Annotated in this window: 13 protein-coding genes; 5 read left to right on the forward strand and 8 right to left on the reverse strand. The window is 64.6% G+C overall.

Annotation, left to right across the window (positions count from 1 at the left end):
* Positions 1-32: 32 nt before the first annotated feature.
* A complete protein-coding gene (locus HWX09_RS30370; protein WP_027784972.1) occupies positions 33-494 on the forward strand; it encodes a MaoC family dehydratase in 462 nt (153 codons plus the stop codon).
* The gene (locus HWX09_RS30375) at positions 491-967 is read left to right on the forward strand and encodes a MaoC family dehydratase (RefSeq protein WP_027784971.1); all 477 of its coding nucleotides are present in this window, start codon (positions 491-493) and stop codon (positions 965-967) included. Before HWX09_RS30370 ends, HWX09_RS30375 begins: the two co-directional genes overlap by 4 nt.
* 47 nt (positions 968-1,014) lie before the next feature.
* Here HWX09_RS30375 and HWX09_RS30380 read toward each other — a convergent pair whose 3' ends face one another.
* Both HWX09_RS30380 and HWX09_RS30385 read right to left on the reverse strand, forming a co-directional pair.
* Complete coding sequence (locus tag HWX09_RS30380) at positions 1,015-1,707, reverse strand: glutathione binding-like protein (RefSeq protein ID WP_027784970.1); 693 nt, start codon at positions 1,705-1,707, stop codon at positions 1,015-1,017.
* A gap of 217 nt (positions 1,708-1,924) precedes the next feature.
* Positions 1,925-2,716 carry an enoyl-CoA hydratase gene (locus HWX09_RS30385; protein WP_027784969.1) on the reverse strand — a complete coding sequence of 264 codons (792 nt, stop codon included), beginning with the start codon at positions 2,714-2,716 and terminating at the stop codon, positions 1,925-1,927.
* Between the two features lie 202 nt (positions 2,717-2,918).
* On the opposite strand from HWX09_RS30385, the gene HWX09_RS30390 reads away from it, so the two are divergent.
* Positions 2,919-3,575 carry a glutathione S-transferase gene (locus HWX09_RS30390; protein WP_027784968.1) on the forward strand — a complete coding sequence of 219 codons (657 nt, stop codon included), beginning with the start codon at positions 2,919-2,921 and terminating at the stop codon, positions 3,573-3,575.
* 31 nt (positions 3,576-3,606) lie between these two features.
* On the opposite strand, the gene HWX09_RS30395 is transcribed toward HWX09_RS30390, so the two are convergent.
* Positions 3,607-4,779 (reverse strand): pyridoxal phosphate-dependent aminotransferase, encoded by a 1,173-nt coding sequence (locus HWX09_RS30395; protein WP_027784967.1) that lies wholly within the window; start codon positions 4,777-4,779, stop codon positions 3,607-3,609.
* 28 nt (positions 4,780-4,807) lie between these two features.
* On the reverse strand, positions 4,808-5,305 hold the full coding sequence (locus HWX09_RS30400; protein WP_027784966.1) for a putative toxin-antitoxin system toxin component, PIN family: 498 nt from the start codon (positions 5,303-5,305) through the stop codon (positions 4,808-4,810).
* 57 nt (positions 5,306-5,362) lie between these two features.
* Here HWX09_RS30400 and yaaA point away from each other — a divergent pair, with 57 nt between their 5' ends.
* Positions 5,363-6,145, forward strand: coding sequence for a peroxide stress protein YaaA (gene yaaA, locus HWX09_RS30405; protein ID WP_027784965.1), 783 nt, complete (start codon positions 5,363-5,365; stop codon positions 6,143-6,145).
* Positions 6,146-6,332: 187 nt separating this feature from the next.
* A complete protein-coding gene (locus HWX09_RS30410; protein ID WP_027784964.1) occupies positions 6,333-7,487 on the forward strand; it encodes a M14-type cytosolic carboxypeptidase in 1,155 nt (384 codons plus the stop codon).
* Between the two features lie 84 nt (positions 7,488-7,571).
* Here the strand turns inward: HWX09_RS30410 and HWX09_RS30415 are convergent, their stop codons facing one another.
* From HWX09_RS30415 to HWX09_RS30430, 4 genes are all read right to left on the reverse strand, one after another.
* Complete coding sequence (locus tag HWX09_RS30415) at positions 7,572-8,228, reverse strand: hypothetical protein (RefSeq protein WP_027784963.1); 657 nt, start codon at positions 8,226-8,228, stop codon at positions 7,572-7,574.
* 139 nt (positions 8,229-8,367) lie between these two features.
* Positions 8,368-9,042, reverse strand: coding sequence for an energy-coupling factor ABC transporter permease (locus tag HWX09_RS30420; RefSeq protein WP_027784962.1), 675 nt, complete (start codon positions 9,040-9,042; stop codon positions 8,368-8,370).
* Between the two features lie 76 nt (positions 9,043-9,118).
* Positions 9,119-9,958, reverse strand: coding sequence for a response regulator transcription factor (locus tag HWX09_RS30425; protein ID WP_027784961.1), 840 nt, complete (start codon positions 9,956-9,958; stop codon positions 9,119-9,121).
* A 209-nt stretch (positions 9,959-10,167) separates the two neighbouring features.
* Positions 10,168-11,385, reverse strand: coding sequence for a DUF2863 family protein (locus HWX09_RS30430; protein ID WP_027784960.1), 1,218 nt, complete (start codon positions 11,383-11,385; stop codon positions 10,168-10,170).
* Positions 11,386-11,928: the final 543 nt, after the last annotated feature.

Here is an 11,928-nt window from a genome sequence, read left to right on the forward strand (position 1 = left end):
CGCGCGAGCGCGCCAGACAAGGAGACTTATCAGTGGGTATCAGTTACGAAGACCTGGTGGTCGGCAGTACGACCGAAGTGGGCCGCTACACGTTCGAGGCCGACGACATCAAGACGTTCGCGAAGCGCTACGATCCGCAGCCGTTCCATATCGACGAGGAAGCGGGGAAGGCATCGCATTTCGGCGGCCTCGTCGCGAGCGGCTGGCATACGTGCTCGGTGTTCATGAGCCTGCTGGTCAAGAAGCTCGGGCCGGATTCGACCAGCATGGGCTCGCCGGGCATCGATTCGATCCGCTGGCTGAAGCCGGTCCGCGCCGGCGATACGATCACGATGTACCAGAAGGTGCACGACAAGCGCGTGTCGGAGAGCAAGCCCGATCGCGGCATCGTGTCGACCGAATGGATCGGCATGAACGAAGCCGGCGAGACGGTGATCAGCGTGCATACCAAGGTGATTTTCGGGCTGCGCCGTCCGGAGGGCGCGAACTCATGACGGACGTCACCTTGCCGCTGATCGCATCGGCGCAGGCGTTGCGGGAGCGGGTCGGCGGGGAGCCGCTCGCGAGCGGCTGGATCGAGATCGACCAGCCGCGCGTCGACGGTTTCGCCGACGCGACCGGCGATCATCAGTGGATTCACGTCGACCCCGAGCGCGCGCGGCGCGAGTCGCCGTTCGGCGGGCCGATCGCGCACGGGTTCCTGACGCTGTCGCTGATTCCTGCGTTGATGACCGACGCCATGCGCTTCGAGCAAAAGATGGGCGTGAACTACGGGTTGAACCGCGTGCGGTTTTTGAAGCCGGTGCCGGTCGGCACGCGTGTGCGTGCGCTGTTCGCGGTGAAGGAAATCGCAGACGCCGCGCGCGGCGGCATCCAGGTGACGTGGTCGGTATCGATGCAGATCGAGCGCCCCGACGCGCCGCTGCCGGTATGCGCGGCGGAGTTCATCACGCTGCATTACTTCTGAAGCACGGAGCGGCATGCACGGATGCCGCTCCGCTCGTCATGCGCTTGTCAGCGTTTCGCGTATTGCGTTGCGCCGAACAGCACCTCGCGTGCCTTGTCGTCCTGCAGCGCCTTGCGCATCGACGCGAGCACCTCGACGCCGCGCTGCACGGCCGCTCGCGCGGCGATCGCCTCGTGCCAGCGCTTCACGTTCGGCAACGCGTCGAGCACGATGCCCTGGTTCTGCCACGAGCGCGTCCACGGGAACGTCGCGATGTCCGCGATCGTGTACGTGTCGCCCGCGAGATACTCGGATTCGCCGAGGCGCTTTTCCATCACGTTGTACAGGCGCTTCGCTTCGTTCGTGTAGCGGTCGACCGCATACTCGATCTTCTCCGGCGCATACAGGCGGAAGTGGTGCGCCTGCCCGAGCATCGGGCCGACGCCGCCCATCTGGAACATCAGCCACTCGAGCGTCGCATAGCGCGCGGCCGGATCGGTCGGCAGGAACTTGCCGGTCTTCTCCGCGAGGTAGATCAGGATCGCGCCCGATTCGAACAGCGAGATCGGTTGTCCGCCGGGGCCGTCCGGATCGACGATCGCGGGGATCTTGTTGTTCGGGCTGATCTTCAGGAACTCGGGCTCGAACTGGTCGCCCGCGCCGATATCGACCGGATGCGCGCGATACGCGAGGCCCGTTTCCTCGAGCATGATGTGCACCTTGTGGCCGTTCGGGGTCGCCCAGCTATAGACGTCGATCATCGTCAACTCCTGTATGGCATGCGCGAAAACGGCGCCGTCGGCGCCGCGACAGGCGGTCATTAGAGCATGGATCGACGCGGGCTGCTGGCGACGGAAGCGCGCGTGCCGCGGGCATGCGCGGCCGGGCCGCGGATCGTCGCGACGTTGCGCGCGGCGGCGACGAGCCGCATCGGATGGACGCGGCGGCGTGGGTCGGTTCGAAGGCCGACGCGGCGGATCAGCGCTTGTAGCGCGGCTGGCGTTTCTCGAGAAAGGCGGTGATGCCTTCGAGGCCGTCCGCATGATGCAGCGACGCGACGAAATGATCGCGCTCGGTGCCGAGGTGCGCATCCAGCGGTTGCGCGCTCGCGTCGTCGAGCAGCGACTTGATGCGCGTGAGCGCATTCGGCGAGATGCCGGCGAGCACGTCGGCCCATGCCAGTGCGTCGCTCAATGCCGTGCCGGGCGCGGCGAGCCGGTTGACGACGCCGAGCGCATGCAGGCGTTCGGCGGCGACCGGCTTGCCTTCGAACAGGATCTCGGCCGCGATCGCACGCGGCAGCGCGCGGGCGAGAAACCATGAGCCGCCGCCGTCGGGCGTCAGGCCGACGCGCGCATACGACATCACGAATTTTGCTTCATGTGCGGCGACGATCAGGTCGCACGCGAGTGCGAGCGAGAAGCCCGCGCCGGCCGCGGCGCCTTCGACGGCCGCGATCACCGGCTTCGTCGACGCGCGGATCGCCGTTACCCATGCCGCGAGCTGATCGATGCTGTCGGCCTGGAAGGACGGATCCTTCGAGCGATTCTCGAGCAGCCGGTTCAGGTTGCCGCCTGCGCAGAAGAAACGATCGGCACCCGTCAGCACGACGGCGCGAATCGCCGGATCGCGCTCGGCGGTGGCGAGCGCTTCGATGCCGGCCGCGTACATGTCGGGATGCAGCGCGTTGCGCGCGCCGGGATTGGACAGCGTGAGGACGAGCGTCGATTCGCTCTCGGGCGGACGCGAGGCCAGCAGTTCAGCACTCATGCGAGCATGTCTCCATCGGGTGGCGCGGCGGCGACGCCGCACGTGTCGTTCGGACAGACGGAGATGACGCCGCAGCGGAGGTAATGTCGTCATGACGAACGCACGACTTGCTTTAGACTAGCACGAACGTGCTTTTCAGCGTGATGAATCCCGATGCGGCCGGCATCGATGCGGCCGCGCTTCAGCAAGGAAGGAGACCCTGATGCTACAGCTGTGCGGTATTCCGTTGTCCAACTACTACAACAAGGTGAAGTTCGTCCTGCTCGAGCACGATATTCCGTTCGAGGAAGTGACGTGCGGTTTGCCGATCAGCGATCCGGTCCGGCTCGCCGATTCGCCGCTCGGCAAGATTCCGTTTCTGAAGACCGAAGAGGGCGCGCTGTTCGAGTCGCAGGTGATCATCGAATATCTGGCGGCGCGCTATCCCGAGAAAGGCATTTTGCCCGCGAGTCCATTCGCGGCGGCGAAGGTGCGCGAACTGGTCGAGACGCTCGAGCTGTATCTCGAGTGGATGGCGCGCGAGGTGTACACGGAAGCGTTTTTCGGCGGCAAGGTCAGCGACGGGACGAAGGCGCACGTCGAGAAGCGCCTGCCGCGCGCGATCGATGCATTCAAGCAGATGACGCAGTTTTCGCCGTATGTGCTCGGCGAATCGTTCGGCCTCGCGGACATCGCCTCGTGGGTCCATTTGCCGGTCATCGGCATGGCGACGAAGGCCATCTTCGGCCGCGACTTCCTGCTCGATGCAGGCATCGACTGGAAGGCGCACGCGAAGACGGTGAGTGAACGCCCGGCCGCGCAACGCGTGGCGGCCGAGCGCAAGGAGTATGTCGAAGCGGCGAAGGTCGTGCGTTCGTAAGCGCGGTTTCCCAAGGGCGGCGTGCGGGGTCTTACAGGCGCGCGAGCCGTTCGAGCGCGGACGCGAGCGTGCTTTCCTGCTTCGCGAAGCAGAAGCGGACGACGCCCGATTCGTGCGGCTCGTGATAGAACGCCGACACCGGAATGGCGGCCACGCCGATTTCCGACGTGAGCCACTTCGAGAATTCCGCTTCGGGCAGGTCGCTGATCGCCGAGTAATCGACGCACTGGAAGTACGTGCCCGTGCACGGCAGCAGCTTGAAGCGCGTGCGTTCGAGGCCGGCCCGGAAGAAGTCGCGCTTTTGCTGATAGAAGCCCGCGAGCGACAGGTACGGCGCCGGGTCGCGTAGGTAGTCGGCGAGCCCGATCTGCATCGGCGTGTTCACCGTGAACACGTTGAATTGATGGACCTTTCGGAACTCCGCGGTCAGCGCGGCAGGCGCCGCGACGTAGCCGACCTTCCAGCCCGTCACGTGGTAGGTCTTGCCGAAGCTCGACACGATGAAGCTGCGCGCGGCGAGCTCCGGGTAGCGCGCGACGCTCTCGTGGCGGGCACCGTCGTAGACCATGTGTTCGTAGACCTCGTCGGACAGGATCAGCACGTTGGTGCCGCGCACGATGTCCTCGAGCTTGCGCATGTCCGCCTCGCGCCACACGGTACCCGTCGGGTTGTGCGGCGTGTTGATCAGGATCATCCGCGTTTTCGGCGTGATCGCGGCCGCGAGACGGTCGAACGGGATCGCGTAGTCGGGCGCCTCCAGCGTGACGAACACGGGCTTGCCGCCGGCGAGCTCGATCGAGGGCAGGTAGCTGTCGTAGGTCGGCTCGACGACGATCACTTCGTCGCCCGGATGCACCGTGCACAGGATCGCCGTCAGCAGCGCCTGCGTCGCGCCGGCCGTCACGGTGATTTCGGTGGCCGGATCGTAATGCCGGCCGTATACCTGCGCGATCTTGGCGGCGATCGCGTCGCGCAGCGGCGCGACGCCGGCCATCGGCGGATACTGGTTGTGCCCGTTGCGCATCGCGGTTGCGACCGCATCGACGATGCGCGGATCGCAATCGAAATCAGGAAAACCCTGGCCGAGATTTACCGCGCCTTTTTCGGCGGCAAGCGCGCTCATGACCGTGAAGATCGTTGTGCCGACGTTCGGCAGGCGCGAGGGGAAAACGGGCGTCGTTGGCATATCTGAAGGAGCGTTCATCGATACGGTCGAATGCGGATGGGGGGCGTCAGGCGGGCGTCGCCGCGGCGGGCGGCGCGGCGTCGAGTGCGCAGGCCTCCACGAACGGCGCGGGTTGCGCGATCCGGAAACCGAAGTCGCGTGCGGTGCGCTTCGCGAGCTTCAGCAGCGCGCGGTCTTTCGACACGAGCCACTCGGCCTGTGCGGCGCGGGCGAGTTCGAGAAATTTCTGATCGTCGCGGTCCTTGCACTTCGGCAGCGGCGGCGCGTCGGCGTCGACGGGCGGCGGTTCGACGAGGCTCGCGAGCCGGGCGACCGTGGCGAGGGCGGCAGCCTTGTCGATCGCACGCGACTGGAACTGCGGATAGTCGAGCACGTATTCGAGTTCGGTCAGGCAGCGGCCGTCGATCACGGCGGCAAGCATGCCGTGCTCCAGCGCGGCACGGATCGGTCGCGTAGCGGGGTCGTCGAATACGAGGATGTCGATCCAGACGTTCGAGTCGAGCACGACGCGGTGTGCGGCATGCGGGGCGAGAGAGCGGGTCATTCGTTACAATCGGTGGTTTTCGTCTGACCGCAAGGCACGGCGTGCCAGCGAGCCTCTATGATAATCGTTCTCTCTCCCGCCAAATCCCTCGACTACGATACGCCCCCGCACGTCCTGTCTTACACGAAGCCTGCATTCGTCGACGACGCGTCGGAGCTGATCGACGGCCTGCGCAAGCTGTCGCCGCAGGACATCGCGACGCTGATGGATATCTCCGATCCGCTCGCGCGCCTGAACTTCCAGCGCTACGCCGACTGGTCGCCGACTTTCACGCCGGCCAACGCGAAGCAGGCCGTGCTTGCGTTCAATGGCGACGTCTACGAAGGTTTCGACGCGAAATCGCTGTCGTCCACCGATCTCGACTATGCGCAGCAGCACGTGCGCGTGTTGTCGGGCCTGTACGGGCTGCTGCGTCCGCTCGATCTGCTGCAGCCGTACCGGCTCGAGATGGGCACGCGGTTCGCGAACGCGCGCGGCAAGGATCTGTACGCGTTCTGGGGCGACCGCATCACGCGAGCGCTGAACGAGCAGCTCGAGACGCGCAGCGGCGCCGCGCGCGTGCTCGTCAACTGCGCGTCGACCGAATACTTCAAGTCGGTCAAGCCGAAGCTGCTGGCCGCACCGGTCGTCACGCCGGTATTCGAGGACTGGAAGGGCGGCCGCTACAAGATCATCAGCTTCCATGCAAAACGCGCGCGCGGCCTGATGGCGCGTTTTGTCGTCGAGAACCGGATCGCCGACCCGAAGGCGTTGAAGGCATTCGCGACCGACGGCTATGCGTTCGATGCGGCTGCGTCGAACGATTCGACTTACGTATATCGCCGGCGCGTCGGCGAGTGACCGTGCCGGCCGTTCACGAGACGGCCGGTGCATGCATGAGGCCGGAGTAAGCGCTAAAGCGCTAACACCGGTCGACAGCTTTGCATGAGGCCGGAGTAAGCGCTAAAGCGCCAACTCCGATCGACAGCTTTGCATGGGACCGGAGTAAGCGCTAAAGCGCTAACTCCGATCGACAAAGGAGAGATAGATGGCCGTTTCGATTACCAGTAATTTCGATGCAGGTGCAATCGACGTCGTGTCGTGCGACAGCCCCGACGCGATCCGGCTGCGCGTGCGCGGCGACAATCGTTCGGAGTTCGCGCAATGGTTTTACTACCGCTTGACGGGTGCGCGCGGCGAGCGGTGCGTGATGACGTTCGAGAACGCAGCCGAATGCGCGTATCCGTCCGGCTGGCGCAACTACCACGCGGTGGCGAGCTACGACCGGGTCGACTGGTTCCGCGTGCCGACGACGTTCGACGGCAAGACGATGACCATCGACCATACGCCGGAGTTCGACAGCATCTACTACGCGTATTTCGAACCGTACTCGGAAGAGCGCCACGCGGCGTTTCTCGGCGCGGTCCAGCAGTTGCCGCAGGCGAGCGTCGTCGAGCTCGGCCGCACGGTCGAAGGCCGTCCGATGTCGCTGCTGACGCTCGGCACGCCGGAAACCGATGGTGCGCCGAAGAAGAAGGTGTGGGTCATCGCGCGCCAGCATCCGGGTGAGTCGATGGCCGAGTGGTTCGTCGAAGGCCTGGTCAAGCGGCTGGCCGGATGGGGCGACTGGGCCGGCGATCCGGTTGCGCGCAAGCTCTACGATCGCGTGATGTTCTACATCGTCCCGAATATGAACCCGGACGGCAGCGTGCACGGTAACCTGCGCACCAATGCGGCCGGCGCGAACCTGAACCGGGAGTGGATGGCGCCAGACGCCGAGCGCAGCCCTGAGGTGCTGGCCGTGCGCGACGCCATCCACGCGATCGGCTGCGACATGTTCTTCGACATTCACGGCGACGAGGATCTGCCGTACGTGTTCGTCGCCGGCTCGGAGATGCTGCCGAGCTTTACCGAGCAGCAGGGCAAGGAGCAGGCCGCGTTCATCGACGCGTTCAAGGTCGCGAGCCCCGACTTCCAGACCGAGCACGGCTACGCGGCGAGCAAGTACAAGGAAGATGCGTTGAAGCTCGCGTCGAAGTACATCGGCCACCAGTTCGGCTGTCTGTCGCTGACGCTCGAAATGCCGTTCAAGGACAACGCGAACCTCCCCGACGAGCGCGTCGGCTGGAACGGCGAGCGCAGCGCGGCGCTCGGCGCGGCGATGCTGGCCGCGATCCTGGTGCACGTCGACACGTTCGCGTAAGCGCAGCCGTCGTCGCATGAAAAAAGCCGGCGCATCTCGCGATGCACCGGCTTTTTTTGCTGCTGTCGCTGCCGCTCCGTCGTATCAGGACTTCTTCGCGGTTTTTTTCTTCACGGCTTTGTTCTGGCCGCTCGACTTCTTCGTTGCGACGGCCTTCTTGCTGCCGGTGCGGCCCGATGCCTTCGCCTTGGCCTTGCCGCGGTGCGACTTGCCCTTGAACTTCTTCGTCGAAGACGACGAGCGTTCGACGCGCGGCTTCAGCGGCGGAACCGGGTCGTTCCAGCTGAACGCGAGCATCTGCTGGCCGACATAGCCGCAACGGAATTTCAGCGGCGTCGGATCGCCGCCGTTGCTGTGGATGCCGAGCCCGTCGACGGTGACGATATTGTCGACTTTCACGCGCTGCTTGCCTTGGTCGAACGAGTCGTTCCACGGCGTGATCGTCGCGTTGCCGCTGTCGAATGCGTTCGGTGCGAAGTCGACGCGGTCGAAGGCCGTCGACGTGCTGGCGATGAAGCTGCCGTGCGCCGCACAATCGGCGACGAGCGGATCGGCATGCATCTCGTTGACGAATTTGTTGATCAGTTCGGAGCGCTGGTCGAGCAGGTCGGCGAATACCGGAGCGGGAAGCGCAAGCGACAGGCCCGCGATACAGGCTGCCAGCTTGCCGAGCGCCCGGAAAATCCGGAGCGAGGCAGGTGAGCTGTCCATCTGGTTATTGGTGAGGAGCGAAGGAGACATCGGGCACGTATAGATGCCCGATGAAGAACAGGAGTTCAATCTTAGCGTAAAAAAGTTGTGCGGCAGTAGGTGGCGTATTCGACGCGCGCCGCGGGAGGGCCGCCGGTACGCGTGTGCACCGAGCCGATCCGGAGGAAATTCAGGCGCGCGGGCCGCCGAGGCGGTAGCGCCGGACGTCGAAGGTCGTGACCCACGCAGGGCGATAGACGGCGATGAGTGCCGTTGCCATGCCGGTGAACCATGCTTCGCCGAGCGCGAGCAGCGCGGTGTTCAGCAGATAGCCGGCCGGAATCACGACGGGCACGCCGTCCGCGAGCGCGAGCTGGACGCCGGCCGCCGCGGCGGCGACCGCGACGATCGCGATGGCTGGCGACAGGAAGCCCTGCCCGGTGATGAACGACGCGAGGTTGTGCGGCAGCCAGGCGAGGGCGGCGCGCTGCAGCAACGCCGACACGCCGACAGGCAGCGCACCGTAGATCAGATAGGTCAGCCCGATGCCTTGCCACGGCGCGTCGAAGATGACTGCGGCAATCGCCGTGACGACGCCCATCGCGATCAGGGCGAGTGTCCAGTCGAACAGCGTGACGAGCAACGTTGCGCCGAGCAGATGCATGACGATGCCATCCTCGAGCCATGCGTTCGAGGCCCACAGGACCGTGATCGCAGTGACGAGTGCAAGCCACACGTGCTGAAGCGTGGCGTCTTGCAGGCGTACGAAGGGGCGCTTCCAGATCGCGAGCGTGAGCAGGGCCACGGCGGCGATCCAGCCACCGATGCCAATCCAGAGCGGAAGCGGTGTGAAAAGAAAACCCATGCGTTCATATTACTCGTTGAGCATCAAAGGTGGGAGCCTGCACATGCCCGACCGTCGCAATATCGAGACTGTTTGCCTAGCGCTCGCGCCGGAACCGTGCCGGCGGCTCGGCGGCGAGCGGCAGGTCCTGCGTGCCGGCATTCGCGGTGGGCAACGGGTATGGACGGTCGTGCCGTTGTGTACGTAGGGGCGCCGGGCCGTGTTCTCCTATGGCCGGTTTGCGGGCGCGGTTACGGTTCGCCAGCAGCACCTCGAGATGGGGCGACAGCCAGCCGTTGTAGATCGCGACCGCGGCGGCCCGGTTCGCGGCGCCGAGTTGCTGGAAGATGCTCGCGAGGTGGATCTTCACGGTGCCTTCGCTGATGCCGAGCGTACGCGCGATCATCTTGTTCGTGCTGCCCATGTGGACGAACCGCATGATCTGCGCTTGGCGCGGCGACAGGAGGCCGCTCGGCGGCCGCCGGGGCAGCGAGCCGGCGAGCGTCTGGAAATGGGCGTCGTGGCGCGCCGTCGTCGCCGTGGACGGCAGCAGGCTGAGGGCGATCGGCGGAATGTAGTGTCCGCCCAGCAGGACGATCTCGAGCGCTCGCACGATCAGGTGCGGCCGCGTGGAATGCGGGATCACGCCCGCGACGCCGTAGTTGAAGAAGCGCTGGATGGCTTCGGGCGAGGTGTCGTCGACCAGGACGGCGACCGGTGTCGGCGAGCACGCATTGCCGAGTGCCTGAAGCTCGCTGAGCCGGCCCACGTCCAGCCAGTCGATCGCGACGAGGTCGAAACGCTGGTTGCGCAGCAGCCGGCGCGCCTGGAAACCGTCAGGCGCATCGTTGATGCTGGCGTGCCGGTCGATCTGCCGCAACAGGGTCTTCAGTCCGTCACGCCGTTCGGCGTCTGAGTTAAGTATCAAGAACCGCATATTCAACCTCCGTAAAGTGAGTCATTGCCTGCTGTCGGGTATTGGCTGGCCCCGATAATGACAAAGACCTTACACGCTGTCTGCTTGTCTGAAAGGCTTAGGAAAAGTTCGAAATTTTGGGCGACCGGCGTCGGATAAGAAAAAAGCCGCTTCGGCGGGCACCGGAAGCGGCTTTGGGCAGGGCAGGCTGTCGAGGCCTGCGGGGTAGGTCAGTGGAAGTGCGGCTGGGCGGGTGACGCGTCTTCCGGCATTTCCGCATGGACGATTTCGCCGAGCGGATCGGCGTAAAGCGGCACGCCGCAGTCGTCGCAATATTCGGGCTCGAAGCGGCCCGCGTGCCGGCGGACGTCGGTTACGCCGCATTCCTTCAGCAGGCTCACGATTTCCTCGAGCGGTCCTTCCATCGGCGCTTCGCCTTCGAGCGTCGCGTTGTCGATCGATACGTCGCCGTTTTCACGGCCGTAGAGCGGCCACACGACGCCGTAGATCACGTCGTTGCTGGCACGCCGCGTGAAGCCGACGCGATACTCGTCGATACGACGTTCGCCGAAGCCGGCGACCACCGCGCGCAATTCCTGCGGCGCCGCACCAAGTGTGTCGAATAGATAACGAATGGCCGTTCGGACGGTGTGCGGACGCACGCGTTCGTCCGCATCGCGACAGGCCGAGTAGTACGCGTCCGGAAGCAGGCATTCGAACTCGCAGCCGGGCAACGCGATCGACAGGTTCGGGCCGCCTTGGGCCGTCCATTGTTCGAGGCACTGGCCGCGCTCGATCCGACTGCCGTTTTCTTCTTCCTGCCAGCGGAACAGCGGCGAGCCGGCGGGTGCCGCGACGACCGCCAGCAGGAAGCGCGGATCGGCCAGGATCGGCGAGGTTTCCGGCAGGTCGCCGAAGCTCAGCTTCGGGGTGTTCTGGCCGATTGCCGCATGGGCGAGTTGCTGGGCCAGCCGGTAGGTTTCCACGTGGTGCCGCGGCAACTGGTCGATGCTGTAGAGGAACGGTGCGAGCCCGACGAGGGTGCCGTTCGCGAGCACGTGAGCCTGCAGGTGCGTTCGCAGCGCGTCGGCAACGTCGCTCTTGAGCGGGCCCGACGGAATCATGTAGCGCGTCCAGGCGAGAACCGGGACGGCGACCAGCAGCGCATCGTACGGTTGGCCGTCGTGTTCGATCACCATCGACTCGCTGTGTGTCTCGGCCATGTCGGCGAGCGCACCGTAGGCGTCGGGATGATTCTGCTGAAGATGGTCGAGCGCGGCATCGAGCGTGGTCTGATTGCCGTTGCGGACAATCTTGGCGAGCAGCGCATCGAGCTTCGCTTCCCAGAAGCGATCCTCGATGCGGCTGCCCGACGCGAAGAGCGCAAGCGACAGACCGACCAGTTTGTCGGCATCGGGGGGGAGGCGTTTGGCGATTCGCTGGCGCATATTAAAGACGTATATAGAAAGAGGCGAAGAACCTCACATTCTAGTCCGTTCTTTGCACCATAAGCGGCATCGTGCCCAGACACGGCCGGACGGCCGAGTTGCGACGTTTGTAAAAAAGTTGCTTCAAGCCCCTTGCGCTCACGGCGTGAGCTGCTTAGAATCACGCCTCTTTCGCGCTAACGGAAACGAGGCGCGGGAGGAAGGGAAGCGGTGCTGGTGAGGTTCGGTGGTAACGAGCCTTGGCGGTGCAGGAAGATGGACCCCGCAGTCGCAACGAAGCAGTTAGAAAGTTGTTGACGAGCTGCGAAACACGGTTCATAATCTCGCTTCTCTGCTGCTGAAAACGCAGCGCTGCCAGGAAACCTCAGGTTCCTCGCAGAAATGCTCTTTAAAAATTAACAGCCGATAAGTGTGGGCGCTTGATGAAAGCGAGCTGATCCTCGGATCAGAAAGCGAAAGTATCAAGAGTCTCACACTAAAGTAAGTCAGGTTTATGAAGTGATTCATATTCCTGTCAGCTTTGAGTGAGCGACCGGTTCTACG

The organism is Burkholderia sp. BCC1208 (assembly GCF_902833095.1).
Lineage (GTDB): Bacteria > Pseudomonadota > Gammaproteobacteria > Burkholderiales > Burkholderiaceae > Burkholderia.